At 62.1% G+C, this 24,884-nt stretch carries 31 protein-coding genes and 1 tRNA gene; 17 read left to right on the top strand and 15 right to left on the bottom strand.

From position 1 onward, the window contains the following. Positions 1–104 precede the first annotated feature (104 nt). Both MGEO_RS13785 and MGEO_RS13780 read left to right on the top strand, forming a co-directional pair. Positions 105–653: a hypothetical protein gene (locus tag MGEO_RS13785; protein ID WP_085638955.1), complete on the top strand. Its 549-nt coding sequence runs from the start codon at positions 105–107 to the stop codon at positions 651–653. Continuing rightward, the gene (locus tag MGEO_RS13780) at positions 653–1,045 is read left to right on the top strand and encodes a cell division protein ZapA (protein WP_085638825.1); all 393 of its coding nucleotides are present in this window, start codon (positions 653–655) and stop codon (positions 1,043–1,045) included. The genes MGEO_RS13785 and MGEO_RS13780 overlap by 1 nt, the downstream gene beginning before the upstream one ends. 95 nt (positions 1,046–1,140) lie before the next feature. Here MGEO_RS13780 and grxD read toward each other — a convergent pair whose 3' ends face one another. From grxD to xth, 4 genes are all read right to left on the bottom strand, one after another. Beyond that, positions 1,141–1,503, bottom strand: coding sequence for a Grx4 family monothiol glutaredoxin (grxD, locus tag MGEO_RS13775; RefSeq protein WP_085638822.1), 363 nt, complete (start codon positions 1,501–1,503; stop codon positions 1,141–1,143). Continuing rightward, complete coding sequence (locus tag MGEO_RS21415) at positions 1,496–1,711, bottom strand: hypothetical protein (protein ID WP_158091024.1); 216 nt, start codon at positions 1,709–1,711, stop codon at positions 1,496–1,498. The genes grxD and MGEO_RS21415 overlap by 8 nt, the downstream gene beginning before the upstream one ends. A 25-nt stretch (positions 1,712–1,736) precedes the next feature. After that, positions 1,737–1,979 carry a BolA/IbaG family iron-sulfur metabolism protein gene (locus tag MGEO_RS13770; RefSeq protein ID WP_085638818.1) on the bottom strand — a complete coding sequence of 81 codons (243 nt, stop codon included), beginning with the start codon at positions 1,977–1,979 and terminating at the stop codon, positions 1,737–1,739. Between the two features lie 73 nt (positions 1,980–2,052). Beyond that, positions 2,053–2,835 carry an exodeoxyribonuclease III gene (gene xth / locus MGEO_RS13765; RefSeq protein ID WP_085638815.1) on the bottom strand — a complete coding sequence of 261 codons (783 nt, stop codon included), beginning with the start codon at positions 2,833–2,835 and terminating at the stop codon, positions 2,053–2,055. A gap of 343 nt (positions 2,836–3,178) precedes the next feature. Here xth and MGEO_RS13760 point away from each other — a divergent pair, with 343 nt between their 5' ends. Next, on the top strand, positions 3,179–3,667 hold the full coding sequence (locus tag MGEO_RS13760; RefSeq protein ID WP_085638813.1) for a DUF6749 family protein: 489 nt from the start codon (positions 3,179–3,181) through the stop codon (positions 3,665–3,667). A 63-nt stretch (positions 3,668–3,730) separates the two neighbouring features. Beyond that, positions 3,731–4,807, top strand: a complete 1,077-nt coding sequence (locus MGEO_RS13755) for a DUF6902 family protein (protein WP_085638810.1) — start codon at positions 3,731–3,733, stop codon at positions 4,805–4,807. A gap of 25 nt (positions 4,808–4,832) precedes the next feature. On the opposite strand, the gene MGEO_RS13750 is transcribed toward MGEO_RS13755, so the two are convergent. After that, a complete protein-coding gene (locus MGEO_RS13750; protein ID WP_085638807.1) occupies positions 4,833–5,156 on the bottom strand; it encodes a HesB/IscA family protein in 324 nt (107 codons plus the stop codon). 84 nt (positions 5,157–5,240) lie between these two features. Between MGEO_RS13750 and MGEO_RS13745 the strand changes: the two genes are divergently transcribed. The 8 genes from MGEO_RS13745 to MGEO_RS21410 all read left to right on the top strand — a co-directional run bounded on the left by MGEO_RS13745 (position 5,241) and on the right by MGEO_RS21410 (position 13,893). Beyond that, positions 5,241–6,401 (top strand): deoxyguanosinetriphosphate triphosphohydrolase, encoded by a 1,161-nt coding sequence (locus MGEO_RS13745; RefSeq protein ID WP_085638804.1) that lies wholly within the window; start codon positions 5,241–5,243, stop codon positions 6,399–6,401. Positions 6,402–6,413: 12 nt separating this feature from the next. Then, positions 6,414–8,243 carry a cation:proton antiporter gene (locus tag MGEO_RS13740; protein ID WP_408607520.1) on the top strand — a complete coding sequence of 610 codons (1,830 nt, stop codon included), beginning with the start codon at positions 6,414–6,416 and terminating at the stop codon, positions 8,241–8,243. 56 nt (positions 8,244–8,299) lie between these two features. Further along, positions 8,300–10,045, top strand: coding sequence for an arginine--tRNA ligase (argS, locus tag MGEO_RS13735; RefSeq protein WP_085638800.1), 1,746 nt, complete (start codon positions 8,300–8,302; stop codon positions 10,043–10,045). 73 nt (positions 10,046–10,118) lie between these two features. Beyond that, complete coding sequence (locus MGEO_RS13730) at positions 10,119–11,105, top strand: SPOR domain-containing protein (RefSeq protein WP_085638797.1); 987 nt, start codon at positions 10,119–10,121, stop codon at positions 11,103–11,105. After that, positions 11,102–12,115: a glycoside hydrolase family 3 N-terminal domain-containing protein gene (locus tag MGEO_RS13725; protein WP_085638793.1), complete on the top strand. Its 1,014-nt coding sequence runs from the start codon at positions 11,102–11,104 to the stop codon at positions 12,113–12,115. The genes MGEO_RS13730 and MGEO_RS13725 overlap by 4 nt, the downstream gene beginning before the upstream one ends. Then, the gene (locus tag MGEO_RS13720; RefSeq protein ID WP_085638790.1) at positions 12,112–12,900 is read left to right on the top strand and encodes a segregation and condensation protein A; all 789 of its coding nucleotides are present in this window, start codon (positions 12,112–12,114) and stop codon (positions 12,898–12,900) included. The genes MGEO_RS13725 and MGEO_RS13720 overlap by 4 nt, the downstream gene beginning before the upstream one ends. Then, positions 12,897–13,583 carry an SMC-Scp complex subunit ScpB gene (gene scpB, locus MGEO_RS13715; RefSeq protein WP_085638787.1) on the top strand — a complete coding sequence of 229 codons (687 nt, stop codon included), beginning with the start codon at positions 12,897–12,899 and terminating at the stop codon, positions 13,581–13,583. Before MGEO_RS13720 ends, scpB begins: the two co-directional genes overlap by 4 nt. 157 nt (positions 13,584–13,740) lie before the next feature. Further along, a complete protein-coding gene (locus tag MGEO_RS21410) occupies positions 13,741–13,893 on the top strand; it encodes a hypothetical protein (RefSeq protein WP_158091023.1) in 153 nt (50 codons plus the stop codon). On the opposite strand, the gene MGEO_RS13710 is transcribed toward MGEO_RS21410, so the two are convergent. The 8 genes from MGEO_RS13710 to MGEO_RS13675 all read right to left on the bottom strand — a co-directional run bounded on the left by MGEO_RS13710 (position 13,890) and on the right by MGEO_RS13675 (position 19,610). Continuing rightward, entirely contained in the window at positions 13,890–14,969 is a 1,080-nt protein-coding gene (locus MGEO_RS13710) for a 2'-deoxycytidine 5'-triphosphate deaminase (RefSeq protein ID WP_085638784.1), read from the bottom strand. The genes MGEO_RS21410 and MGEO_RS13710 overlap by 4 nt on opposite strands. A 109-nt stretch (positions 14,970–15,078) precedes the next feature. Beyond that, a tRNA-Pro gene (locus MGEO_RS13705) sits at positions 15,079–15,155 on the bottom strand. A 70-nt stretch (positions 15,156–15,225) separates the two neighbouring features. Continuing rightward, the gene (locus tag MGEO_RS13700; RefSeq protein ID WP_085638782.1) at positions 15,226–16,176 is read right to left on the bottom strand and encodes a MerR family transcriptional regulator; all 951 of its coding nucleotides are present in this window, start codon (positions 16,174–16,176) and stop codon (positions 15,226–15,228) included. Between the two features lie 5 nt (positions 16,177–16,181). Beyond that, a complete protein-coding gene (gene ihfA, locus MGEO_RS13695; RefSeq protein ID WP_085638779.1) occupies positions 16,182–16,484 on the bottom strand; it encodes an integration host factor subunit alpha in 303 nt (100 codons plus the stop codon). Positions 16,485–16,577: 93 nt separating this feature from the next. Beyond that, positions 16,578–17,549, bottom strand: a complete 972-nt coding sequence (locus MGEO_RS13690) for a beta-ketoacyl-ACP synthase III (RefSeq protein ID WP_085638776.1) — start codon at positions 17,547–17,549, stop codon at positions 16,578–16,580. After that, complete coding sequence (plsX, locus tag MGEO_RS13685; protein WP_085638772.1) at positions 17,546–18,655, bottom strand: phosphate acyltransferase PlsX; 1,110 nt, start codon at positions 18,653–18,655, stop codon at positions 17,546–17,548. Before plsX ends, MGEO_RS13690 begins: the two co-directional genes overlap by 4 nt. Positions 18,656–18,680: 25 nt before the next feature. Then, complete coding sequence (rpmF, locus tag MGEO_RS13680) at positions 18,681–18,887, bottom strand: 50S ribosomal protein L32 (protein WP_085630687.1); 207 nt, start codon at positions 18,885–18,887, stop codon at positions 18,681–18,683. A gap of 165 nt (positions 18,888–19,052) precedes the next feature. Then, positions 19,053–19,610: a YceD family protein gene (locus MGEO_RS13675; RefSeq protein WP_085638769.1), complete on the bottom strand. Its 558-nt coding sequence runs from the start codon at positions 19,608–19,610 to the stop codon at positions 19,053–19,055. A gap of 87 nt (positions 19,611–19,697) precedes the next feature. Here MGEO_RS13675 and MGEO_RS13670 point away from each other — a divergent pair, with 87 nt between their 5' ends. The 4 genes from MGEO_RS13670 (at position 19,698) to MGEO_RS13655 (ending at position 23,953) form a co-directional block, all read left to right on the top strand. Beyond that, on the top strand, positions 19,698–20,153 hold the full coding sequence (locus MGEO_RS13670; protein ID WP_085638766.1) for an outer membrane protein assembly factor BamE: 456 nt from the start codon (positions 19,698–19,700) through the stop codon (positions 20,151–20,153). Next, a complete protein-coding gene (locus tag MGEO_RS13665) occupies positions 20,153–20,944 on the top strand; it encodes a GNAT family N-acyltransferase (protein WP_085638764.1) in 792 nt (263 codons plus the stop codon). The genes MGEO_RS13670 and MGEO_RS13665 overlap by 1 nt, the downstream gene beginning before the upstream one ends. 9 nt (positions 20,945–20,953) lie before the next feature. Then, complete coding sequence (locus MGEO_RS13660) at positions 20,954–22,771, top strand: ABC-F family ATP-binding cassette domain-containing protein (protein WP_085638761.1); 1,818 nt, start codon at positions 20,954–20,956, stop codon at positions 22,769–22,771. Between the two features lie 87 nt (positions 22,772–22,858). After that, complete coding sequence (locus MGEO_RS13655; RefSeq protein ID WP_085638759.1) at positions 22,859–23,953, top strand: acetoin utilization protein AcuC; 1,095 nt, start codon at positions 22,859–22,861, stop codon at positions 23,951–23,953. Here MGEO_RS13655 and MGEO_RS13650 read toward each other — a convergent pair. Both MGEO_RS13650 and MGEO_RS21575 read right to left on the bottom strand, forming a co-directional pair. Beyond that, on the bottom strand, positions 23,942–24,208 hold the full coding sequence (locus MGEO_RS13650; RefSeq protein ID WP_158091022.1) for a histidine phosphotransferase family protein: 267 nt from the start codon (positions 24,206–24,208) through the stop codon (positions 23,942–23,944). The genes MGEO_RS13655 and MGEO_RS13650 overlap by 12 nt on opposite strands. After that, positions 24,091–24,561 (bottom strand): hypothetical protein, encoded by a 471-nt coding sequence (locus MGEO_RS21575; RefSeq protein WP_170102911.1) that lies wholly within the window; start codon positions 24,559–24,561, stop codon positions 24,091–24,093. Before MGEO_RS21575 ends, MGEO_RS13650 begins: the two co-directional genes overlap by 118 nt. A 33-nt stretch (positions 24,562–24,594) precedes the next feature. On the opposite strand from MGEO_RS21575, the gene MGEO_RS13640 reads away from it, so the two are divergent. Continuing rightward, entirely contained in the window at positions 24,595–24,777 is a 183-nt protein-coding gene (locus MGEO_RS13640; RefSeq protein WP_085638753.1) for a DUF3553 domain-containing protein, read from the top strand. Positions 24,778–24,884: the final 107 nt, after the last annotated feature.

The raw sequence follows: 24,884 nt of genomic DNA, 5'->3' as shown, positions 1-24,884 counted from the left end.
ACTTTCACATTAAGAGGACGGAGCGATTCGTTTCGAGAGCAAGGAAAAATCTGTCTGGTCCCCGGTCTCCGGTGCTGGACAAACAACAAGCGGGGATCAGGCAGATGACCCAGATCGATGAACTTCAACACAGGATCACAGCGGCGCTCGACCGTGTGGCCCAGGGCGTGGCCCGGATCGAGGAGCGGGCGGCACAGGCCGCACCGGCCCCCGTCACACCCGAGATCGACCCGGAAGAGGTCGCCCGGCTGCGCGAGGCGCTTGAGGACGAAAAGCTTGCCAATGCGCAGCTGGAAGAGCGTGTCCGCAAGCTGCATGAATCCCACCGCGAAGAGCTTGAGGCGGCCCGCGCGGCTGCGGCTCAGGCATCTGAAGCACCGGTTGCCGCTGCCCCCAGCGTGGACGTAGCCGCGCTTGATCTCGACATGCAGCGCCTGCGCCAGTCGAACGAGATGCTGCGCGCCACCAATGACGAGCTGCGCAAGGCGCTGGCCGAAAACGTCGGAGAGCCGCACCTGATCAATAAAGCCATGCTGGCCGAGCTTGAGGGGCTGCGCGCCGCCCGCGCGGTCGAGGCTGCGGAAACCCGTGCGATCATCGCATCGCTTGACCCGCTTCTGGCCGCCGCGGCCCAATCCGAGGAGGTGAACTGATGCCCGAAGTCGAAATCACCATCGGAGGCCGCAGCTTTGACGTGGCCTGTCAGGAAGGCGAGGAACAGTACCTCTATTCCGCTGCCAAGATGCTGGACACCGAAGCGCAGGTTCTGGCGCAGCAGGTTGGCCGGATTCCCGAAGCGCGGATGCTGCTGATGGCAGGTCTGATGCTGGCGGACAAAACGGCGGGTCTGGAAGACAAGCTGCGTGAGACCGAAGACCGCGCGGCGGGATACCTGTCAGAGCTGCGCGCACTCAAGGATGCACCGCCGCCGGAACCCGAACGGATCGAGGTGCCGGTGGTGCCGACCGATGTGACCGAGTCCCTTCAGGAAATCGCCGCCCGTGCCGAGGCGCTGGCCCGCGATGTCGAAGAGAAGGCCGGCTAGGCGCGTCGCGCCGCAGTCGCTCGGGTCTGACACCCCAAAACAGGAAAGCCCCGGCAGAAGCCGGGGCTTTTTGCTTGTCGAGCAAGCGGTAAGGATCAGGCGTTGGCCTGGCGGATCTTGTCGGCGGCGTCCTTGTCGTAGGTGACGCCGTTTTCGTCGAAAAGCTGGTCCAGCTCGCCCGACAGGGTCATCTCGGTGATGATGTCACAGCCGCCGACGAATTCGCCTTTGACGTAAAGCTGCGGAATGGTCGGCCAGTCGGAATACTCTTTGATCCCCTGACGGATGTTCTCGTCTTCAAGAACGTTCACGTCCTTGTAGTCGATCCCCATGTAATTCAGCACCCCCGCCACGCGGCTGGAGAAGCCGCATTGCGGCATCGATTTGGTGCCTTTCATGTAAAGCACCACGTCGTTTGATTTCACGGTTTCGTCGATCTGCTGTTTCGCGTCAGTCATTGTCTTGCTCCATCTCTTCGCGGCGTTTCCGGTCCTTGCGGATATAGGGCATTGTTGCGCCGACAGTTATTAGGGTGACAAGGCCAATGGCGGCAAACATCGGCCAGGTGTTGGTCAGAAAACCCATCATGCGCGCCTCTGCGGGCGGGCAGGGGTGATACGGCGCTCCGGCGATCTCTGTGTGACATCCGCAGAGCGTTCGATCCACAGGATATTCCGAAGCCGCGCAGGCATCAGTCGGGGGCCTTTGTGGTCAGGGCCAGAGCGTGCAATTCGCCCTGAGACCCGTCCATCTTGCCCTTCAGGGCGGCATAGACGGCGCGCTGCTGCTGGACGCGGTTCTTGCCCTTGAAGCTCTCGTCGATGACCTCGGCTGCATAGTGGTTTCCGTCGCCCGCAAGATCGGTGATCGTGATCTTCGCGTTGGGGAATTCGGCGCGGATCAGGTCTTCGATTTCCTGCGCTTGCATGGCCATGGCGCTGCTCTCCGGTTGTGGACTTTGAAAAAGATGTATGCCGCAGGTCGTCGTTCCGCAAGGCGCTCCGTACTCAGGCGTCAAGACGGACCCAGACGGGCACGTGGTCAGACGGTTTTTCACGTCCGCGCACGGCGCTTTCGATCCAGCAATCCGCCATCAGATCGGCACAGGCTGGCGTCAGCAGAAAGTGGTCGATGCGGATGCCGTTGTTCCGCTCCCATGCGCCGGCCTGATAGTCCCAGAACGAATAATGCCCGCCGCCCAGCGTCCGGGCGCGAAACGCCTCGGTGAACCCCAGGTTGACGATGCGCCGGAACGCGGCCCGCGATTGCGGCAGAAACAACGCGTCCTTGACCCATTGATCCGGCTTGGCGGCATCCTCGGCCTGCGGGATGATATTGTAGTCACCCGCCATAAGGGCAGGCATCTCATCGGCCAGAAGGTCGCGTGCCCGCGCTTCAAGCCGGTCCATCCAGGCGAGTTTGTAATCGTATTTCGGCCCCGGCGCCGGATTGCCGTTCGGAAGATAGAGCCCGCACACCCGTACAGCCTGTGTGTCGCCGATCACGGTAGCCTCGATCCAGCGCGCCTGTTCGTCGCTGTCGTCTCCGGGCAGGCCCCGAGTGACATCCTCCAGCGGGAGTTTGGACAGGATCGCCACGCCGTTGAAGCTTTTCTGTCCGTGCGTTTCAACGGTGTAGCCCAGATCCTCGATCGCCTCGCGCGGGAAGGCCTCGTCAACCGACTTGATCTCCTGAAGCAGCGCAACATCCGGTTCGCTTTCCTTCAGCCAGTCCGTCAGAGCGGGCAGGCGGGCCTTGATGCCGTTGATGTTGAACGTGGCGATTTTCATGTCGGTCCTCCCAGGTTGTCCCTCTATCCCAAGAAGACCCCGCGCGCACAAGCCGCGATCCGGTCGAATCGTCGATTGAACGAAGGGATTGAACGCCGGGGATTCGCCTGCCGATCTGGATTCAGATCGTGATGGTTTCGACGATTGTTTCCGATTTGTAAAAGTTATCCCCAGATTTTTTCATTCTGTTGATAACCCGAGGACAGTTGTTCAGAGAACAACCTATGCATGTATCTTAATGTGGATAACTCGCGTTCGTACATCTTAAGCGATAATTTTTCTTCTTAAATACAATTTCTACGTGCCAGCCTCGAAGTCATTCAACCAGCCAGAGGAGGCACTCATGACCGCCGTTCGTAAATTCCAGATTACCGAAAACCACGTTGAAAATCAGCGCCATATCGCAAGTGACTGCGATATTCATGGGGGTGGTTCCTCCGCGCTCTTCACGTCGGGTTCGGCGCCCGTGGCGTCAGCGGATATGCTTCTTGGCGATGCCGTCGAAATGTTCACATCCGGTTCGTCGCCTGTGACCGCCGTGGCGACGCTGACGGGTGACGCAACCGGCCTTTTCACCTCCGGTTCGGCTCCGGTCAGCACCAGCGCCACAACCGGCGATGCGGTTGAACTGTTCACCTCGGGGTCCGCGCCGACCACATCTGACGCCCGTACCGGCGATGCCGTCGAAGCATTCACCTCGGGGTCCGCACCGACCACGTCGGACGCCCGTACCGGCGATGCGGTCGAAGCGTTCACGTCCGGCTCCGGCCCTGTGATGGCTGAGTCCACCGCTGATGGCGAAGGCTGCGCGCTGTTCACCTCCGGTTCGTAACCGGCTCCCAATCTGACCCGGGGCGGGGTGGCCCGTCCCTTGACCCTCAAGGAGGCACGGATCATGACCAACGTCATTCACCTTGTTCCCCCGTCCCGGATCAACTCGCAGGAAGCGCGCCTCGGCGCGCTTCTGAGCTGCTTTGCCGAACACCGCCGTTTTGGTGACGACGTGTTCTGGCTCAAGGAAAACGCGGAAATCCTGAACATCCTGGAATGTACCGGAACACATCCCGGGGAGGCGGCGCTCGAAACCTATGCAGGATTTTACCAAACGGTCGAAAACCGCCTGCGTTTCTTTCCGCAGTATTACCGTTTCTTCCTGTCCATCGTGCTCGATCTGGAAGACCTCGGTTTACGCGGCGATACGGGCGAGCGACTCGTCCGCTGGGCCTCGGATCAGCACCTGCCACAGGCCGAACTGTCCGATCTCCAGCGGTTGGAAGCTGTCCGCCTCATGGCCCGGCGCGGCGTCACGGCTTCAGGCGACGTTCCTGCACTTGAAGCCCGCGCGCGCGCCTTCATGGCCCGATCCGACACCTTTACGCTGCCGAACAAGAAAGCGGCCTATGAGCTGACCCATCTTGTCTTTTACCTCAGCGAATATGGCCGCCGCGACCCGCAGCTGGATCCGCAGGCAAGCCGCAGTCTGCATTTCGCGGGTCTGCTGGCCTATATCGAACAGAACGCGGACCTGCTGTCGGAAATCTGCATTGCCATGCAGTTCGCGCGGGAAACGCCGCCGACGCTCTGGACCGATTGGCTCAAACGCGAAACCGCGCTGTTTACCGTGACCGACGGAGATACCGTTGCGCTCAATGACGATTACCATGAATTCCTCGTCTGCAACTGGCATCAGGCAACCATCGGGGATCAGGCATTCGTCAAAGGGTTCGTGCAGGGCCGGATGCGTTTTGACCACAGCACCAGCCGCGCCACGCCCATGCGGGAAATGTCCGAGGCGATGTTCAACCTTGCCGATGCGCGCAGCGGGGACTGGGGGGCCATGCGGATGCACATGCAGGACGCGCTCTCGCCCGAAGCAATGGATGTGCTGGCGCAGGCCGAAACCTCGTCACAGCATTTCGCAGAATTCTTTCACGGGTTCGCCCGCGCCGAGCGGCCAACCAAACTGTCCTGAGAACAGGGCTGCGCGGAGCCGGTGATCACATCGAGAAACTGGTGCCACACCCGCAGGAGGACGTGGCATTCGGGTTCTGGATCACGAAGCGCGCGCCAATCAGTTCTTCCGAAAAGTCGATGACCGCGTTCGATAGGAAGGGCAGCGATACCGAATCCACCACGACCCGCTCACCATGACCTTCCAGCACAAGGTCATCGTCCGCAGGTTCGTCCAGCTTTATATCGTACTGGAACCCCGAACACCCCCCGCCTTCGACCGTCACGCGCAGGGCTTTGCCCTCGGCACTGGCGCCGATTTCCGACAACCGTTCGAATGCGCGGTCCGTCACTTTCGGTGGTAGCTGCATGTCACCCTCGGGTTCGCTTTGAATTGTGCACTGATCTGAATATAAGGGCGCCCGGGACAGGGAACAAGAACAGGCGGTGCTGCGATGACGGCGCAATATGCATGCGATCCGGGCAGGTCGCGGGGCAGGCTCTACCCGGAAGAGGAAAGCGAATTCCGTTCGTGCTTCCAGCGCGACCGGGACAGGATCATCCATGCTTCAGCGTTTCGGCGGCTGAAACACAAGACACAGGTCTTCATCGAACATGAAGGCGATTACTTCCGTACCCGGCTGACCCATTCCATCGAGGTCGGGCAGGTGGCACGGACCATCGCCAAGACACTGGACCTCGATCTTGAACTGACCGAGGCCGTGGCATTGGCGCATGATCTGGGGCACACGCCCTTTGGTCACACCGGAGAGGACGCGCTGGATGCGCTGATGCAGCCCTATGGCGGGTTCGATCACAACGCTCAGGCGATCCGCATCGTGACCGCGTTAGAGAGGCATTATGCCGATTTCGATGGGTTGAACCTCACCTGGGAAACCCTTGAAGGCATTGCAAAACACAATGGCCCGGTGGGGGAGCCGATCCCCCACGCGCTGGCCGCCTACAATGCCCGGCACGATCTGGAACTGCACACCCATGCCAGCGCCGAAGCTCAGGTTGCAGCACTTGCCGATGACATCGCCTACAACCACCACGACCTGCATGACGGCTTGCGGGCCGAGCTGTTTTCAACCGATGAACTGGCTGAACTTCCCATCGTAAGTGATTGTTTTTCCAAAGTGGATCGCCTTTATCCAGGCCTGAATTATTACCGCCGCAGACACGAAGCCCTGCGCCGTTTCTTCGGTGTGCTGGTCAGCGATGTGATCAACGTCACCCGAGCCAACCTGAAAGACCTCGACCCGCACTCGCCCGAGGACATCCGCGCGGCGGGGCGCATGATGGTCCAGTTCACCCCCTCTCTCTGGTCCGATCTCAAAGTGATCAGGGATTTTCTGTTCCACCGCATGTACCGCGCGCCGGGGGTGGTCGAGATGCGGGCGCAGGTGACCAAGGTCATCAACGAGCTTTTCCCGATGTTCATGTCCGACCCGTCGCTTTTGCCCAAGCAATGGCGCAAGGACGTTGCGGAAATTCAGTCCGACACGGAACTCGCACGCATCGTTTCGGACTACATTGCCGGGATGACCGATCGGTTCGCCCTGCAGGAGCATGCGCGCCTGACGGGTACCGACGTGATTTCGGCAAGGTCATAAGAGGAAATTATCGTGGCAACACCCGCAGACGCCGGCATGAACCCGGTCACCGCTTTTGCATTGGTCGGCGCTTTGGGCGTTGGGGCGCAATGGCTTGCGTGGCGGCTCAATCTTCCGGCAATTGTTCTGATGCTGCTGGCCGGGCTTCTGGTTGGGCCGGTGTTCGGGGTTCTCGACCCGTCGGTGGCCATGGGCGATCTGCTCCAACCGATTGTGGCCATCGCCGTAGCCATCATTCTTTTCGAAGGTGGGCTGACACTCAATTTCAAGTCGCTTGCGGATGCTGCGGTCGGGGTGAAGCGGCTGGTCATCATCGGTGGCCCCATCGGCTGGCTGCTGTCGGCATCGGTGCTGCACTACGTTGGCGGGCTGAGCTGGGCTGCGGCGTCTGTGTTCGGGGGAATCATGATCGTCACCGGCCCGACGGTGATTGCGCCCCTGCTGCGACAGGCTCGGCTCAAACGCCGTCCTGCGGCGCTCCTGCAATGGGAAGCCATTGTCAACGATCCCGTTGGCGCGCTGGCCGCCGTGCTGGCCTTCGAGGTGGTTCTCGTCTGGCAGACCGCGGCCACGGTTGAAGAGGTCGTCTGGACCCTTGCCATAGGCGTTGTGGTGGCGACCCTTGTCGGCATCGCGGCCGGGTGGGGCATCGCGAAATCATTCTCAAGCGGCTGGGTGCCGGAATACATGAAGGTTCCGGTTCTCTTCGTGAGCGTATTGGTGGCCTTCGCGGCCACGGATTCGCTTCTGCATGAAAGCGGATTGCTGGCCGTGACCATCATGGGCGTCTGGATCGCGAATTCCCATCTGCCCAGCCACGCCGAAATGCACCGCTTCAAGGAACACGCGACCATCCTTCTGGTGTCCGGCGTTTTCATCCTGCTGGCCGCGAACATGAGCCGCGAGACCCTGCTGAGCATGAACTGGCAGACGCTGGCCACCGTTGTGGCGGTGATCCTGATTGCCCGTCCCGTCACCGTTCTGATTTCGCTTGCTTTCTCGAACGTGCCCTGGGCAGAGCGGCTGCTGGTGGCCTTCACCGGGCCGCGCGGCGTGGTGCTTGTCGCGGTGGCCGGGCTGTTCGGGGAACGCCTCGTGCAGGCCGGTATCGAGGATGCCGCCCGGATCTCGACCCTGGCCTTCGCGTTGGTGGCCGGCACCGTGCTGCTGCATGGCTTCTCACTGAAGCCACTCGCGCAGTTGCTGGGCCTCACCGCCTCGACCACTCCGGGCGTGCTGCTGGTTGGCGGTAACCGCTGGACGGTCGAGTTCGGCAAGCTGCTGAAGAAACTCGACCTTCCGGTTATGATCTCGGATCCGAACCGCAGCCATCTGCGCGAGGCACGCGAGGCGGGTCTGAGTATCTACACCGGCGATATCCTGTCCGAAGGGGCTGAACACCGGTTGGACCTGATGGCCTATGAGACGGTGATCGCCGCCACGGACAACGACGCCTACAACACTCTGGTCGCCACTGACCTCGCGCCGGAATTCGGTCGGGAAAACGTCTACCAGCTGAACCGCGAAACCTCGGAATCGGCACGCTATGCCCTGCCGCCGAAACTGGGCGGGCGGGCGCTTGGCGCGGGCGAAACCTATTGGCAGGTGCAGCGCCGCATGTGGGACGGGTGGGAGTTCCGCTCCACCACGCTGTCCGAGGAATTCACCCTTGAGGATTGGTACAACACCCATCCCGAAGGCATCCCGATCGCGGATATCGGTCCGCGCGGCACACTGCGTATTCTCGGGCCCAAGACCACCCCTAAAGACGCCCGTGGAACGCGTCTGATCGCAATGCTGCCGATGAAAGAACACCGCGCAAAGGCGGAAGGCCAAGCCTAACATTTGACGCCGCGCGCCAAGGTGGTAGAGGACGTCCCGAACAAAGGACGTGTGACATGAACCTCTTTTCCGATATCCGGGCGCTTGTGATCGACAGCCTGAACGCGATGGTCGCCGAAGGCGCGCTTCCAGACGGCCTCGACTTTGCCAACGTGACGGTCGAACCGCCGCGCGATCCGCTGCACGGTGACATGGCAACCAACGCCGCGATGGTGCTGGCGAAACCTGCCGGGCAGAAACCGCGCGATATCGCAGATGCGCTGGCCGGAAAGCTGGCCGAGGACGCGCGCATTTCGTCTGCCGAAGTCGCCGGTCCGGGGTTTCTCAACCTGCGTCTGGGCAATGCGGTCTGGCAGGGACTGCCCAAGGCCATCCTGACCTCCGGTGCCGCGTACGGCAAATCGGACATGGGGCAGGGCAAGCGCGTGAATGTGGAATACGTCTCGGCCAATCCTACCGGCCCGCTGCATGTCGGCCACACGCGGGGGGCGGTGTTCGGCGACGCGCTGGCATCGCTTCTGGATTACGCGGGCTATGACGTCACGCGGGAATACTACATCAATGACGGCGGCGCACAGGTCGATGTTCTGGCTCGGTCGGTTTACCTGCGCTACCAGGAAGCCCATGATCTCAGCGTCGATTGGCCTGATGGCAGCTACCCCGGCGATTACCTCATCGAAGTTGGTGAAACGCTGAAAGCCAAAGTCGGAGACAAGTTCCTCGACGCGCCGGAAGAAGAGTGGCTGGACGAAGTGCGCAACTTCGCCACCGATGCCATGATGGACCTGATCCGTCATGACCTGGGTCTGCTGGGCGTCAAAATGGACAAGTTCTTCAGCGAAAAATCCCTCTATGGGACGGGACTGATCGAAGCAGCCATCGACAGCCTTCGGGACAAGGGCCTGATCTATCGCGGCGTGCTGGAACCGCCCAAGGGCAAGAAGCCCGAGGACTGGGAACCGCGCGAACAGACGCTCTTCAAGTCGACCGCACATGGCGATGATGTCGACCGTCCGATCATGAAGTCGGACGGGTCTTGGACCTATTTCGCCCCCGACATCGCCTATCACTATGACAAGGTGCAGCGCGGCTATGACCTTCTGATCGACGTCTTCGGCGCCGATCACGGTGGCTATGTCAAACGGATGAAAGCGGCCGTCAGCGCGCTGTCGGATGGGAAAACCCCTCTCGACATCAAGCTGACCCAGCTTGTGAAGCTCTTCAAGAACGGCGAGCCCTATAAGATGTCCAAGCGGGCAGGGACCTTTGTCACTCTGAGTGACGTGGTGTCCGAGGTCGGCCCCGACGTGACGCGGTTCGTGATGCTCACCCGCAAGAACGACGCGCCGCTGGATTTCGACTTTGACAAGGTGCTGGAGCAGTCGAAGGACAATCCGGTCTTTTACGTGCAATACGCCAACGCACGGGTCCATTCGGTGCTGCGCAAGGCGACCGAGGCCGGCGTCGCGGTTGATGACGCAACGCTGGCCGGTGTCGATCTGTCCGGCATGACCCATGACAGTGAACTGGCCGTCGCACGCAAATTGGCGGAATGGCCGCGTCTGGTCGAGATCGCTGCCCGCACGAACGAGCCGCACCGCGTCGCGTTCTACCTCTACGAACTCGCCTCCGACCTGCACGCGCTGTGGAACAAGGGCAACGACGTGCCCGAACTGCGCTTTTTGCAGGAAGGCAACACCGAGGCCACACAGGCGAAAATCGCCCTCGCGCGGTCCGTCTCTGTTGTTATTTCTGCCGGTCTTGGTATCTTGGGCGTCACACCGGTCGAAGAAATGCGCTGACAAAAGCGCCATGACCGGCTGAGGCAAAGGCAAGAACCACCGGTGGCAACGACCACCGGGGAAAGAGGCGAACATGGCAGACATGCAAGTGACGGCCCCCGTTCGGGGGGAAAGAACGTCCGGCAACCTCGCCACGGCAGCCAACTGGCTGGGCGCGGCGATGTCGCTGGCGTTGATTGTTGGCGTATCGGTTTGGGGGTATCGGCTCATCATGCGGGACGTGTCCGGCGTCCCTGTGGTGCGGGCGATTGAAGGCCCGATGCGCGTGGCCCCTGAAAACCCCGGCGGCCAGATTGCCCGCCACGAAGGGCTGGCGGTCAACAACGTTGCCGGAACCGGCACCTCCGCTCCGCCGCCCGATCAGATCGTACTTGCACCGCAACCGCTCGACCTGACGGATGAGGACCTGCCGGTGGCCGAACTGGCCGATGCACCGCAGCCCGAGCTGAGCGAACAGGAGCAACTGGCACTCGCTTCGCTGCGCGAAGATGCCGACAGCGAAGCCCCGGCGCTGGCCCTGACCGATATCGCCAATGCTGACGATCCGATAAAGGCGCTGGCCGATCAGATCGCCGCCAACGCCACGCCGCTGACCGATATTGAACCGGCCCCCGAAACCGGTGTGTTCGACACCGACGCCGAACAGGAGGTCGCCTCCACCACGCCGATCATCCCCGTGTCCGTGCCGGGTGTCGCGCGCTCCCTGCGTCCTGCACAGCGGCCTGCAGACCTGCAGCTTGCGTCGCTCTCGGCTCCGATTCAGGCTGCCGCCTCCGGAACGGCAGAGGTCGATCCTTCGGACATTCCGTCCGGCACCCGTCTGGTCCAGTTCGGAGCCTATGACAGCCCGGACATCGCCCGCGAACAGTGGGATCAGCTTCAGGCCCGCTTTGGCGAATATCTAGACGACAAGGACCGCGTGATCGAACAGGCCACGTCCGGCGGACGCATCTTCTACCGTCTGCGGGCGCATGGGTTCGAAGATCTGAGCGACTCCAGGCGCTTCTGTGCCGCCCTGGTGGCCGAAGGCGCGGACTGCATCCCTGTGGTCAGCCGGTGACACACCGACCCTTCGGAGCTGCCATTTATGGCTGCGACGGCGCGCGCCTGTCCAAGGACGAGCGCGCGTTTTTTGCCGAGGCCAACCCGTTCGGCTTCATCCTCTTCGACCGCAATCTCGAGACCGCCGATCAGATCCGCGCCCTGACTGCCGATCTGCGTGCCACCGTCGGTTGGAACGCGCCCATCTTCATCGACCAGGAGGGCGGTCGTGTGCAGCGCCTGCGCGCGCCGCTGGCCACCGAATGGCTACCGCCGCTCGACCATGTTGAAACGTTGGGGCCGAATGCCGAAGAGGGGATGCGCCTGCGCTACCGCATCATCGCGCATGAGTTGATGGCCCTTGGCATTGACGCCAACTGCGCGCCGATGCTGGATGTGGCGCGGCCCGAAACCCACCCGTTCCTGCGCAATCGCTGTTACGGATCAAATCCTGACCAGGTGGTAAAAATTGGCCGCGCGGTGGTGGACGGCCACGAACAGGGTGGCGTGTTTCCCGTCATCAAGCACATCCCGGGACATGGGCTTGCGCAGATGGACAGCCACCTCGACCTGCCGCGCATCGACGTTACCGCCGAAACGCTGAACGCCATCGACTTCGCCGCCTTCCGCCCCTTTGCCGATGTGGCGATGGGGATGACTGCGCATCTGGTCTACAGCGCCTTTGGCGAAACCGGCCCGGCCACCACTTCGCCCAGCATGATCCGCCGCATCCGCGACGATCTGGGCTTTGCCGGCCTGCTGATGACCGACGACATCGGTATGCAGGCGCTGTCGGGCACTGTTCCCGAAAGAGGCGCCGCATCGATGGCCGCAGGCTGCGACGTGATCCTGCACTGCAATGGCGATCTGGCCGAGCGCATCGCCTTGATGGATCGGATTGGCACCATGCCCACCGCAAGCCAGACCCGCGCCGAGGCCGCAGTTGCACGCAGAACCGCCCCGGATGATGTTGACATTGCCGCCCTCACCGCCAAGCTTGCGGAACTGGAGCAAAGGCGCGGTGCATGAACGACGCGACATCGGACAGGTCTGACAGCGCCGTTGCGGAACGGCTGGCCGCAGAGGCGTTGATCGTCGATGTGGACGGGTTCGAGGGCCCGCTCGATCTGCTTCTGACCTTGAGCCGGACGCAGAAGGTCGATCTCAGGAAGATTTCCGTTCTGCACCTTGCCCAGCAGTATCTGGCTTTTGTCGAAAAGGCCAAGGCGCTGCGCATCGAACTGGCTGCGGATTACCTCGTGATGGCGGCGTGGCTGGCGTTTCTGAAATCCCGTCTGCTGCTGCCACCCGACCCCAGCGAAGAAGGCCCGTCGGGTGAAGACCTTGCCGCGCATCTGGCCTTTCAACTGGAGCGCCTGCAGGCGATGCGCGACGTGGCCGCGAAACTGATGGCACGCGATCAGTTGGGCCGCGATTTCTTTGCCCGTGGCATCACGCAGGAGGTGCAGCGCGTGCGCAAGGTGGAATACACCGCGACGCTGCTTGACCTGATGCAGGGCTATGCGCGTATCCGCACCAAAGACGAATTCCGCCCCTTCGTGATGGACCGCGATGCGGTGTTCACGATGGAACAGGCGCTTGAACGGATGCGTGGGCTGATCGGCTTTGCCGGTACGTGGACCGACATTTCGTCTTACATGCCCGATGGCTGGGACGTGGACCCGGTGCGCTGGCGCTCTGCCACGGCGGCGACCTTTGCCGCGTCGCTGGAGCTGGCCAAGGAAGGCAAGGTAGAGCTGCGCCAGTCCGACACCTTTGCCCCGATTGAACTGCGCCGGAGAGATGGGCGATGAGCGACGACACCGAAATCGCGGAGACAGAGACAGACGGCGAACTCGAACAAAGCCTGTTCGAAGCGCCGCCGATGGGCGAACAGGAACGTATGGTCGAGGCGATCCTGTTCGCGACTGCTGAACCGGTGACGGTCAAGGAGTTGAACGACCGAATGCCGCATGGCTCGGATGCCGCCGAAGCGCTGGTCTATCTGCGCAAGCGGTACGAGGGCAGGGGCGTCAACGTGGTCAAGGTGGGCGATGCCTGGGCGATCCGCACCGCACCCGATCTTGGCTTCCTGATGCAGAAGGAAACGGTTGAGACCCGGAAACTCAGCCGCGCGGCGATCGAGACACTGGCGATCATCGCCTATCACCAACCCGTCACCCGCGCCGAGATCGAAGAGATCCGCGGCGTGTCGGTCAGCCGGGGTACCGTTGACCAGCTTCTGGAAATGGAATGGATCCGCTTTGGCCGCAGGCGGATGACACCGGGCCGCCCCGTGACCTTTGTGGTGACACAGGATTTCCTTGACCATTTCGGTCTCGAATCCGCCCGCGATCTGCCGGGACTCAAGGAACTGCGCGCAGCGGGCCTGCTCGAGAACCGCCCGCCGCCCGGCACGCTGCCACAGATGGGGGAAGGCGACGTGGATTCCGAGGAAGAAACCGAAGAAGGCCAGTCCGAACTCTTCGAGGATTGAGCACGTCTTTCCGGTGACGGAAAGACGCGATGCGTCGACGCATCGCCCGCCCGGTGTCGGAAAAAACGCCGCAGAATCCCTGCCTGACTGCCCGAAAATCGTCGTATTTTTCCCCTATCTCCCCAGCTGAGGCAGCCAAACGAGACAGGAGGACGATATGAACCTCAATACGATCATCAACATGGTCATGCGCACTGTGATGCGCCGCATGATCAATTCGGGCATCAATGCCGGCATGAACGCCGGTCAGAATGCTTTGGCCAAGCGTCGGAAATCCGCCGCTCCCCGGGACCAGGATCCGCGCCGTTAAGCCGGCGCGAAGTGTTTCGACAGTTTCAGTCCCTGTCCCTGATAGTTCGATTTGATCCCCGCGCCATAAAGCTGGCTCGGGGCCTGATCCATTTTCTCATAGACCAGCCGCCCGACAATCTGCCCGTGCTCAAGCACAAACGGGGCCTCGTGGCACCGCACCTCAAGCACCCCGCGTGACCCGGTCCCGCCCGCCGCGTCATGGCCGAAGCCGGGATCGAAAAACCCGGCATAATGAACTCGGAATTCCCCGACCATCGCGAGGAATGGCGCCATCTCGGCCGCATACTGAGGTGGAATATGAACCGCCTCGCGGCTCACCAGAATGTAAAAGGCGTCCGGGTCAAGAATGATCTGCCCGTTGGTCGTATGCAGCTCTTCCCAGAAATCGGAGGGGGCGTAATGACCGAGCTTGTCGAGATCGATCACCCCCGTATGCGGCTTTGCCCGGTAGCCCACCAGATTGCCGGTTTCGGGCTTCAGATCGACCGAGAAGCCCAGCCCGTCGCTGATGACGGCCGGTCCACCTGTCACCAGAGTTTCCGCCTCGTGCAGCGCCCGCAGCGACTCGTCGCTCAGGATCGACTGTCCGGTCCGGAAGCGGATCTGGTTCAGACGCATACCCGGACGCACCAGTACCGAAAAGGACCGGGGGCAGATCTCGGCGTAAAGCGGGCCGGTATATCCCGCAGCGATCCGGTCGAATTCGGTGCCTTCATCGGTGATCGTGCGGGTCAGAAGGTCCAACCGCCCGGTCGAGCTTTTGGCGTTGGCGACGGCGCTGATATCCGCAGGCAGCTCCAGCCGTTCCATCAGAGGAACAAGATACACGCAGCCCTTTTCAAGTACAGCCCCGCCTTCAAGGGAAATGCGGTGCATCTCGAAATCGTCAAGCCTGTCCTCGACAAGCCGCCCTTTGCCCGCAAGGAACGAGGCCCGCACACGATACGCAACCGTACCCAGCCGCAGATCGAGGCTGGCCGGTTGCACCTGCCCATCGACAAACGGCACGTCCGAGGCGATGACACCCTGATCGATCAGATCCGTGATCTGCTGATTGGCCAATACACCCGTCATACCATGCCCCTCATCCGCGTTCCGCCTTGCATAGCAAGCAGTTGCGCGCCATGCGAGGCGTTTTTCCACACTCTGGTGTAGAAGGCGACAAGGATAGCTGTGTGATGATTGGTCGGGCTAGCAGGACTTGAACCTGCGACCTTCCGTCCCCCAGACGGACGCGCTACCAGGCTGCGCTATAGCCCGACTGCGGCCTGTCATAACGGTTTTGGGTCTGGCCGCAAGAGCGAATTTCAGGGGATCTGACCCCTGTGCCTCAGCCCGCAACCTGTTTCAGGCGCTCCAGAATCGGTGCAATCTGCCGGGCCGTCTCCGGGGACAGCCGCGAGATCCTGGACAGATGCGTCAGCGTACCAGGCACCGGCTCTGCCGGCTCGGATGCCGGGACAGGTGCGACTTCGGCCTCGGTTGCGATCTCTTCCGCCGGCGACTCACTTTCCTCGGCGCGGCGATAATCCATGGAGCGCTGCAGAAAGGCGGGCAGGGCAGCGGCGTCTGCCGTCGGGCTTTCCACAGGTTCGGGATCAGGTTCGTGGGTAGCCGCAACCGGTTCAGCGGGTTCGACCGTTGCCGCAACCTCAGGCTCTGGTTCCGTGGCAGGTTCAGCGTCCGGCGCGTCGAACGCCACATCAACCCGCGGTGGCTGCTCTGGTTCTTCCTGCACGGCCGCAGGCGCTTCGGGCGGTTCAGCGTCCGAGATCTCAGGCTCCGGTTCCGGCGCAGGTTCAGCGTCCACCTCCGGTTCCACCGTGGGTCCGGCCACATCCTCGGGTACAGGCTCAGGAACCGCCTCGGCCTCGGCCTCAACCGGTTCTGCATCAGCAGCAGGCTCATCTTGAGGCTCGGGCTTGGTGAAGGGCACGACCGTGTCGACAGGTTCCGAAGCCGGGACCGCTTCAATCAGGGCCGCATCGCCCTCGTCCTCGTCTGCCATACTTAATGTGCAGAGTGAGGAAACGTGTTTAATTCCCTGTTCTCGAAGTATTTTCTGAACGCCTTTGATGGTCATCCCATCTTCGTGCAGGAGTTTCTTGATACCCCCGAGGAGACGCATATCGGCGGGACGGTAATAGCGGCGTCCGCCTGCGCGCTTGACCGGTTTGACCTGTGTGAACTTGCTTTCCCAGAACCGCAGAACATGGGCCGGGGTCTCCAGCCATTCGGCCACTTCGCTGATGGTGCGGAAGGCGTCTGCGGATTTGCTCATGGCCGTCAGCCCTTGTTGCCTGCGGCCACCCTGTCTTTCATCAGGTGCGACGGACGGAACGTCAGCACACGGCGCGGATTGATCGGCACTTCTTCCCCGGTCTTGGGGTTGCGCCCGACGCGCGCGGCCTTGTCGCGGATGGAGAACGTCCCAAAGGACGAAATCTTGACCTGCTCTCCGGCGACCAGCGCGTCCGACATGTGGTTCAAAACCGTTTCGACCAGTTCGGCGCTTTCATTGCGAGACAGGCCCACCTCGCGAAACACGGCTTCGCTCAGGTCCATACGTGTCAGTGTTTTTTGTCCCATTACACAAACCTCCCCGGTTAGCGCCAGCATGGGCCTTGCGATTTTCCGAGTCAATATCAATGGCTTGGAAGCGGGGTTTTAGAAAGATTTTGCCTACCAGCGCAGCACAACCGCGCCCCAGGCCAAGCCGCCGCCGATGGCTTCGGTCACAACCACGTCGCCGCGCTTGATCTGGCCGCGCTCCACGCCCACCGAGAGCGCAAGCGGAATCGATGCGGCCGAGGTGTTGCCATGATCCTGAACCGTGACAACCACATGGTCCATCGACAGGTTCAGTTTCTTGGCGGTGCCCTGAATGATCCGGATGTTCGCCTGATGCGGCACGATCCAGGTGACCTCATCATTGTCGATCCCCGCCTTTTCCATCGCGGTCGTCGCGGTTTTTGCAAGTTTTTCAACGGCGTGGCGGAAAACTTCCTTGCCCTGCATACGCAGGAACCCCGTTGTCTGCGTGCTCACGCCGCCATCGACATAGAGGATGTCCCGGTGCTGCCCGTCCGAATTCAGATCGACCGACAGGATGCCTCGGTCGGTTTTGTCTCCTGCGCCGTCCTGCGCTTCGAGGATGACCGCACCTGCGCCGTCACCGAACAGCACGCAGGTGGATCGGTCGGTCCAGTCCATGATGCGGCTGAAGGTTTCGGCCCCGATCACCATGATCCGCTTGGCCTGACCGGAGACAATCAGCGCATTTGCGTTTGCGATGGCATAGATGAACCCGGCGCAGACCGCCTGCACGTCAAATGCGAACCCGCGCGTCATTCCAAGCGACGCCTGCACCATCGTGGCGGCGGAGGGAAAGGTCAGGTCCGCCGTTGAGGTCGCAAGAACGATCGCATCGAGGTCGTTCGGCTCAAGCCCCGCATCGGCCAGCGCGTTCTTCGCGGCCTGAGTGGCAAGATCCGACGTCGTTTCCCCGTCTGCTGCGAAATGCCTGCGTTCGATACCCGACCGCGACCGGATCCATTCGTCGGATGTGTCCAGTGTTGCTTCGAATTCGGAGTTCGGCACAACCCGTTCGGGCAGGTAGTGACCCAGCCCTATGACAACCGCACGTGTGGTCATTTAGGGCTCTCCTCGTTTGTGGATGTCTCTGTCGCGTTCTCGGATGCAATGTCGGTGATCGACGCTAGCCGCGCGGCGAGCCGCTCGGAAAAGCCGGACTGCGCCAACTGGAACGCCAGTTTGATCGCTGCGGACACGCCGGTTTCGTCAGCAGAGCCGTGCGATTTCACAACCGTCCCGTTCAATCCAAGAAAAACCCCGCCATTGACGCGGCGGGGATCGATCTTCTTTTTCAGTCGGCGCAGCGATGTCAGCGCCAGCAAGGACGCCAGACGGGACAGGGGCGAATAGGCAAACGCCTCTTTCAGCCTGTCCCCGATCAACGACGCGGTGCCTTCACCGGTTTTGAGCGCGACATTGCCGGTAAAGCCGTCGGTGACGATCACGTCACAGGCTTCACCGGGAATATCGCCACCTTCTACGAATCCCACGAAATCGAACTGGGCACGTTCTGACACCTGGGTAATCAACTCATGCGCCTGTTTCAGCTCGGCACGGCCCTTGTGTTCCTCGGTGCCCACATTGAGCAGACCGACGCGGGGACGGTCGAGCGCCAGCCCGTTGCGGGCATAGGACACTCCCATAAGCGCGTATTGCAGCAGATCCTGGGCGTCAGCTTTGACGTCGGCGCCCACATCCAGCATCACATTGAAGCCCTGCGGGTTCCGCGACGGCCAGAGAATCGCGATGGCCGGGCGGTTCACGCCGGGCAGTTTGCGCAGGCGGATCATCGACAGCGCCATCAGAGCGCCTGTGTTGCCACAGGACACCGCAACCGTGGCCTCTTTGTTGCGCACGGCTTCGATGGCGGCCCACATGGATGTGTCCTGCCCATGCCGCATGATGTGGCTGGGTTTGTCTTCCATCGACACAACGCCTGTTGCGTCGCGAATCTCGCATCGTCCGGCCAGCGGTTTTTTCCGCTCGATCAGTCTTTCGAGCTTCGACTTCGGCCCGTGGACGAGAAAGCGAATATCGGGATTCGCCTTCGCAGAACGAGACATGCCGGAGACAACTGCCTCCGGCCCAAGATCGCCACCCATGGCGTCAATGGAAAGCACAATTGGCGAAGCACCCACCTTGTTATGATCCTGCGATGAGGTCATCCGGAGGGGGTCGTCCTGCCGTTGCTTATGCCGCGTCTTCGTCCAGGTCGATTTCGTCGGCCTGTGCGATCACTTCGCGATCCGCGTAGTGGCCGCAGGACGGGCACACGTGGTGCGGACGCTTCAGTTCACCGCAGTTCGAACATTCGTTCGGATTCGCTGCGACCAGTGCGTCATGTGCGCGACGGTTGTTGCGACGCGACTTGGATACTTTGTTCTGTTGGACAGCCATGTCTCAACCTCAATTGTCTATAACCGGTGGCATGTGCGCCATGCCGCGTTTCGAGTGTGTCCGGCCTCATACGGGGAAACCGGGTCGGGTAGCAACCCCCACCTCAGATGAAGGCGCGAACATAGGGGCAATCGCGGAATCCGCAAGCGTTTTCTGGTGTCGGCCTCAGGACTTTTTATCCAACTGGTCGCGCAGCGCCGCCAAGCCTGCAAAGGGCTTGGTGTCTTCGTCGCGCAGAGGCGTCACGCCATCCTCTGCAAAGACCGCTTCCCCCAGTTCTGCGGCGTCCGCGCGGGGATATTGCGGCAGGGCCAGCGACAGCGATTCGATCATCGTGTCGTGCGCCGAGATCACAGAGCCCAGCGGTTCGGTGCTGGTGTCTTCGGGCATTTCGGTTTCCGAACCGGCTTCAACGTCCTCGAAATACTCCGCAGGCATGAACACGCGTTCAATGGGCTCATCGATGCGGGTCGTCACCGGTTCAAGTGTCACCACGCAAGGCTGAACCACCGTCGCACCCAGCGTTCCGGTCAACGCCCAGCCGCGCGCGCCAGCCGGCGCGATCTCGCCGGCAAAGCGCAGCTTCTTCAGCGACGACAGCCCAAGCTGCGCTGCAATCGCGTCCCGCTGGGGGGCGTCCGGCCTCAGGTCGAACGGGGTCGGTCGCCGGCTCGACAGGTCGCTGACGCGAAATTCTCCGGGTTTCAGAACCTGTTGTGGCATATCTTGTGTGCACCCTTTGCTTGAACGCAGGCCAAAGGCCGTGTAATCGGGATAAAAGGCAGCGAACGCCAACGCAAGAGAGGCGCCATGCAGGGCATCAGATCGACAGTCAGGATCGGGCTTGTGACGCTTCTGTGCATTTCGCTTGCCGGATGCACCGCGCGCTACCGGACACATGGGTATGTTCCTTCCGAGGACGAATTGCAGCAGATCGTTCCGGGCGTCGACACCCGTGCGACCGTGGAAGACCTGATCGGCGTTCCGTCCACCTCGGGCACACTGAACGATTCCGGCTTCTATTACATCGAAAGCGATGTGCGCCATTTTGCATGGAAAGAACCCGAAGTGGTTGATCGCGAAGTTCTGGCGATCACCTTCGATTCCGGCGGTGTGGTCGAAAACATCGAACGCTACGGCCTTGAAGACGGGCAGGTTGTGCCGCTGGCGCGCCGCATCACGCGTTCGGGCGATGGCGATATCAGCTTCATCCGCAAGCTCTTCGGCAATATCGGCGGGATCAACGCCGCGGACTTCTTCAACTGATGACATCCGGGGCGGCGCCGATCGAGGCCGCTGTCCCTGTGCCTTTTGTGGGTCTGAGCTATGGTGGCTACGGCGCGCGCATCGGCCCCTGTGGCGATCTGCGCCGCGCCGCGCTTGCGCTGCGGGCGCGTGCCTTCCGGGATGGCGCGTCCGATGCCGACCGCTTCGATGACGACTGCCTGCACGGGCTTGTCACATCGCCAGAGGGACTGGCGCGTGTCGCGTTCCGCCTTCGTCTGCTGCGACATCCGACCGATCTCCCGTCCAGCTATACCGGCCAGTTCTACGAGCTCTCCCCGTTGTCGGCGCTGCCGGGTCCGTTTCTCGAGCTTGGCCGTGTCTGCCAATCCGAAGGTCCCTCTGACCTGATGGCGCTTCGGCTGGCCTGGGCGGCCATTGGCGCGCTGGTGGATGCGCAAGCGGTTCAGATGCTGATCGGATGCAGCTCTTTTCCCGGTGCAGATTCCGCTCATCATCGTGCCGCGCTGGCCACGCTCCGGGCAAACCACCTTGGCCCGGCAGAGCTGCGTCCGGGACGGGTCAGCCCCAACACGCTGGACCTCCCGCAAGAGGAGACGCCCTGCGCGCCGCTGCCGCATCTGTTGCGCAGCTATCTGAATATGGGGGGCTGGGTCGGGGATCATGCCGTCCGGGACGTACAGCTCGACACGCTTCACGTCTTCACCGGCCTGTGCGTTGCCGCCATTCCCGAACCGCGCAAAGCCCGTCTGCGTGCCCTGGCACAGGCCGCACAGCCCAGCCCTCTTGACCTTGCGCGCGCCGCGCCGTAGCGCGGCGGCATGGCCATCATTCCGCTTCTCCAACTCAACGACATCTCGCTCACCTTCGGGGGTGAGCCGGTGTTCCATTACCTCAGCCTTGTCGTCCAGCCCGGCGACCGCGTCGCGCTTGTCGGGCGCAACGGCTCGGGCAAATCCACGCTGATGAAGGTGATGGCCGGACTGGTGGAGCCGGACCATGGCGAGCGCATCGTGCCGCCGGGCATCAGCACGGGTTACATGGAGCAGGATCCCGACCTCAGCGGTTTTGCCACTTTGGGTGATTACGCCATGCACGGGCTTGATCCCTCGGAGCAGTACAAGGTCGAACGTGCGGGCGAGGGCCTGAAGTTCGACCCGAACCGCGCCACCGACACCGCGTCTGGCGGCGAACGGCGACGTGCGGCACTGGCCAGGTTGATGGCGCAGGATCCTGATCTGATGCTGCTGGATGAGCCGACCAACCACCTCGATATCGAAGCGATCGGCTGGCTCGAAGACGAGTTGAAACGCACCCGCAAGGGCTTTGTCCTGATCAGCCACGACCGGCGGTTCCTGACCGAACTCACCCGCGCGACACTGTGGATCGACCGGGGACAGGTGCGACGGCAGGAAAAGGGCTTTGCCGCGTTTGAGGCATGGCGCGACAAGACGTGGGAGGTGGAAGACCTCCAGCGCCACAAGATGGACCGCAAGATCAAATCCGAAGCCCGCTGGGCCGTCGAAGGCATCAGCGCCCGTCGCAAGCGCAACATGGGACGGGTGCGCGCCCTGCAGGACCTGCGCAGCGAACGTGCTGCGATGATCAAACGGCAGGACACCGCCGCGATGGAACTGGCCTCAGGCCCGAAATCCGGCCGCAAGGTGATCGAAGCTGTCGGCCTGACCAAATCCTTTGGCGACACGACCATCGTGCGCAACTTTTCCCTGACCGTGCAGCGCGGCGACCGCGTGGCCTTTGTCGGCCCCAACGGTGTGGGCAAGACGACCCTGATCCGCATGCTGATGGGCGAGATTGAACCCTATTCCGGGTCGGTCAAGCTGGGCACGAACCTTGTCCCTGCCGTTTTCGACCAGACCCGCGCGCAGTTGAATGACGATCTCAGCCTGTGGGAAAACCTGACCGGCGATCCCGAGATGCGGGTGTCCGGTAAGGCCGATCAGATCATGGTGCGCGGCGCGCCGAAACATGTGGTGGGCTATCTCAAGGAATTCCTGTTCGACGAACGGCAGGCCCGCGCCCCGGTGCGGTCACTTTCGGGGGGCGAAAAGGCGCGGCTTCTGCTGGCGCGGATCATGGCACGCGAATCGAACCTGCTCGTGCTTGACGAACCGACCAACGATCTCGATGTCGAAACGCTCGACCTGCTGCAGGATCTTCTGGGCGAGTATGACGGCACCGTGCTGCTCATCAGCCACGACCGCGACTTCCTGGATCGCGTGGCCTCGACCACGGTTGCGATGGAGGGGCGGGGCCGCGCCACGGTTTATGCCGGCGGCTGGAGCGATTACCGCGCCCAACGGGGCGACGACGCGACAGAGACACCGGCGTCAAAACCTGCGCAAAAACAACAGGCCCCGAAGCCTGCGTCGGAGCCGAAGCAGAAATCCGGCCTGAGCTTCACCGAGAAACACCGCCTTGAAGAGCTTCCCGGCGAGATTGACCGCCTGACCGCCGAGATCGGAAAGCTTGAACAGCTGATGGCCGATCCCGATCTCTTCACCCGCGAGCCGGTGAAATTCAAAAAGGCGTCCGAGGCTCTGGTCGCGCGCCAGACCGCGCTGGCCGAAGCCGAAGATCTGTGGCTGGAATTATCGGAAAAGGCCGAGGCCGGGTGACGTTTCCGTTAACGGAAACGCAAAACGAGTCGACTCGTTTTGCGGCGCTGCGTGGCGGGTGGGCGTCGCGGACCTAGATCGCAAAGCATGACGGATCCCATCTTCATCGGCGCACGAATCTATCGCGGGTCAAGCTATGGCCCGCGCCATCCGCTGTCGATCCCACGGGTGCCCACGGTCACGGATCTGTGCCGCAGTCTTGGCTGGCTGACCGGCACGCAGTACCGCACCAGCCCCTGCGCCAAACCCTCGGCCCTGACCGCGTTTCACACCCCGCGCTACATCGCCGCGCTGCAACGGGCCGAAGCCACCCAGCGCCCGGACCCGGACCACGATCTTGGCACGCTGTCGAACCCGGTCTTCCCCGAGGTCTACCGCCGCCCTGCAACTGCTGCCGGCGGTGGGCTCTTGGCCGCCGAGCATGTGCGCAACGGTGGTGTGGCCTATAATCCCGGCGGCGGCACCCATCACGGACTGCCCGACCGTGCCAACGGGTTCTGCTATATCAACGAACCCGTGCTCACGATCCGGCATCTGCTGCACATGGGCCTCAAACGCATTGCCTATGTCGATATCGACGCGCATCACTGTGACGGTGTCGCGGTGGCATTTCACGGCTCGGATCAGGTGCGGATGATCTCGGTCCACGAAGACCGGCGTTGGCCGTTTACCGGTGCGCTGGATGACGATGCGGGCGGTGCGGCGATCAACATTCCGGTTCCGCGCGGTTTCAACGGCACCGAGTTCGACCTGATCCTGAACGAGGTCATTCTGCCCGCCGTAGCCCGCCAGAATCCGGATGCGATCTACCTGCAATGCGGGGCCGATGCCGTGGTCGAAGATCCGCTGTCGCGATTGGCGCTGTCCAACAGGTGTCACCTGTCCGCGATCCGGGCGCTGCGGCCGATGTCGCCGCGACTCATTGTGTCGGGTGGCGGTGGATACAATCCATGGAGCGTCGGTCGGGCCTGGACCTGCGTCTGGGCGACACTAGCGGGGTACGAAATTCCCGACCGACTGCCGCCAGAGGCTTCGGCCATTCTGCGTGCGCTGCAATGGTCAAGAAAGGCGCACCCATCTGAGGAGATGCTCACGACGCTGCTGGATCTGCCGCGCGGTGGACCTGTTTCCGACCAGGTGCGCGCGGCGGTGACGTATCTCAGGCAGCGTTCAGTTGAGTAGCGGCATCGCGATCTGAACTCGCTTTGCATCTGCGGTCACCTGCGGCGTGCAGCCCCGGTCGGCGCAGAGCGTTCCCAGAAGGGGGAATTGCACGTCTGCAGGGCGCAACTCGGGGCAGGGCGCGCCATTTCCCTGCGTCAGCAAATCAAGCATGGGCGACATGCGCCGCAGCTCCGGCCCGTCTGCGAGAACCGAAAGGTGGTGACCGATACGGGTGACGGTGACCGTGCCGCCCTGCGGCAGGCAGGGTTCCACGCAGAGAACCCAAGATACGCAAGCTGCGTCAGATCGCGCGGCAGCGCTGTTTCCATTTGCCAATCGGTCAGGATGCGTGTGCCCGCATAGTGATTGGCAAGCGTCTGCGCTGCTTCGGCGGGGGCAATCGGACGTGTGTCACCGGCACTGCCAAAGGCGATGCGAAAAAAGCGGATGCGCGCGGTGGCATTGTCGCAGCTTTGCTGGATCAACGTCATTTCAGGCCCGTCCGGTGACGCACCGCCCATGCCAAAAAGCTCCAACCCGTTGGAAATCGCCCCGATCGGGTTGATAAGGTCATGGCAGATGCGCGATCCGATCAGTGCGGCCAGTGAAGCGCCGTTCTGTTGCACTATATCCTCCTGCAGACAGCAAGGAGTCCGCCCATGTCCGATCTCAATGGCCTTTTGGAGCCCGGGTCCCTCGTGCGCCATCCCGACCAACCGGATTGGGGCATCGGACAGGTGCAGTCCAATATCGGTGACCGGATCACCGTCAATTTCCGTGAGGTGGGCAAGGTCGTCATCGATGGATCCCGCGTGTCGCTTCTGCCTGTCTTCGATGAGTAAACATCACAACCAAAGGTTGACGAAAGCTTAATCCGGACAGCAGGCCGAGCAATTTCCGGTCACCCCGACGCCGTTGCGCGTCACCGGGGTGACCGGTAGAGTGGCCG

The sequence above is a fragment of the Marivita geojedonensis genome (genome assembly GCF_002115805.1).
Lineage (GTDB): Bacteria > Pseudomonadota > Alphaproteobacteria > Rhodobacterales > Rhodobacteraceae > Marivita > Marivita geojedonensis.
Note: the sequence above shows the minus strand (reverse complement) of the source record. Positions and strands in the feature narration are given on the sequence as shown.

Bases quoted from the DNA above. Each gene is read 5' to 3' on its own strand.
- MGEO_RS13785 (WP_085638955.1), top strand. From the start codon at position 105: ATGACCCAGATCGATGAACTTCAACACAGGATCACAGCGGCGCTCGAC.
- MGEO_RS13780 (WP_085638825.1), top strand. From the start codon at position 653: ATGCCCGAAGTCGAAATCACCATCGGAGGCCGCAGCTTTGACGTGGCC.
- grxD (WP_085638822.1), bottom strand. From the start codon at position 1,503: ATGACTGACGCGAAACAGCAGATCGACGAAACCGTGAAATCAAACGAC.
- MGEO_RS13770 (WP_085638818.1), bottom strand. From the start codon at position 1,979: ATGGCCATGCAAGCGCAGGAAATCGAAGACCTGATCCGCGCCGAATTC.
- xth (WP_085638815.1), bottom strand. From the start codon at position 2,835: ATGAAAATCGCCACGTTCAACATCAACGGCATCAAGGCCCGCCTGCCC.
- MGEO_RS13760 (WP_085638813.1), top strand. From the start codon at position 3,179: ATGACCGCCGTTCGTAAATTCCAGATTACCGAAAACCACGTTGAAAAT.
- MGEO_RS13755 (WP_085638810.1), top strand. From the start codon at position 3,731: ATGACCAACGTCATTCACCTTGTTCCCCCGTCCCGGATCAACTCGCAG.
- MGEO_RS13750 (WP_085638807.1), bottom strand. From the start codon at position 5,156: ATGCAGCTACCACCGAAAGTGACGGACCGCGCATTCGAACGGTTGTCG.
- MGEO_RS13745 (WP_085638804.1), top strand. From the start codon at position 5,241: ATGACGGCGCAATATGCATGCGATCCGGGCAGGTCGCGGGGCAGGCTC.
- argS (WP_085638800.1), top strand. From the start codon at position 8,300: ATGAACCTCTTTTCCGATATCCGGGCGCTTGTGATCGACAGCCTGAAC.
- MGEO_RS13730 (WP_085638797.1), top strand. From the start codon at position 10,119: ATGGCAGACATGCAAGTGACGGCCCCCGTTCGGGGGGAAAGAACGTCC.
- MGEO_RS13720 (WP_085638790.1), top strand. From the start codon at position 12,112: ATGAACGACGCGACATCGGACAGGTCTGACAGCGCCGTTGCGGAACGG.
- scpB (WP_085638787.1), top strand. From the start codon at position 12,897: ATGAGCGACGACACCGAAATCGCGGAGACAGAGACAGACGGCGAACTC.
- MGEO_RS21410 (WP_158091023.1), top strand. From the start codon at position 13,741: ATGAACCTCAATACGATCATCAACATGGTCATGCGCACTGTGATGCGC.
- MGEO_RS13710 (WP_085638784.1), bottom strand. From the start codon at position 14,969: ATGACGGGTGTATTGGCCAATCAGCAGATCACGGATCTGATCGATCAG.
- MGEO_RS13700 (WP_085638782.1), bottom strand. From the start codon at position 16,176: ATGAGCAAATCCGCAGACGCCTTCCGCACCATCAGCGAAGTGGCCGAA.
- ihfA (WP_085638779.1), bottom strand. From the start codon at position 16,484: ATGGGACAAAAAACACTGACACGTATGGACCTGAGCGAAGCCGTGTTT.
- MGEO_RS13690 (WP_085638776.1), bottom strand. From the start codon at position 17,549: ATGACCACACGTGCGGTTGTCATAGGGCTGGGTCACTACCTGCCCGAA.
- plsX (WP_085638772.1), bottom strand. From the start codon at position 18,655: ATGACCTCATCGCAGGATCATAACAAGGTGGGTGCTTCGCCAATTGTG.
- rpmF (WP_085630687.1), bottom strand. From the start codon at position 18,887: ATGGCTGTCCAACAGAACAAAGTATCCAAGTCGCGTCGCAACAACCGT.
- MGEO_RS13675 (WP_085638769.1), bottom strand. From the start codon at position 19,610: ATGCCACAACAGGTTCTGAAACCCGGAGAATTTCGCGTCAGCGACCTG.
- MGEO_RS13670 (WP_085638766.1), top strand. From the start codon at position 19,698: ATGCAGGGCATCAGATCGACAGTCAGGATCGGGCTTGTGACGCTTCTG.
- MGEO_RS13665 (WP_085638764.1), top strand. From the start codon at position 20,153: ATGACATCCGGGGCGGCGCCGATCGAGGCCGCTGTCCCTGTGCCTTTT.
- MGEO_RS13660 (WP_085638761.1), top strand. From the start codon at position 20,954: ATGGCCATCATTCCGCTTCTCCAACTCAACGACATCTCGCTCACCTTC.
- MGEO_RS13655 (WP_085638759.1), top strand. From the start codon at position 22,859: ATGACGGATCCCATCTTCATCGGCGCACGAATCTATCGCGGGTCAAGC.
- MGEO_RS13640 (WP_085638753.1), top strand. From the start codon at position 24,595: ATGTCCGATCTCAATGGCCTTTTGGAGCCCGGGTCCCTCGTGCGCCAT.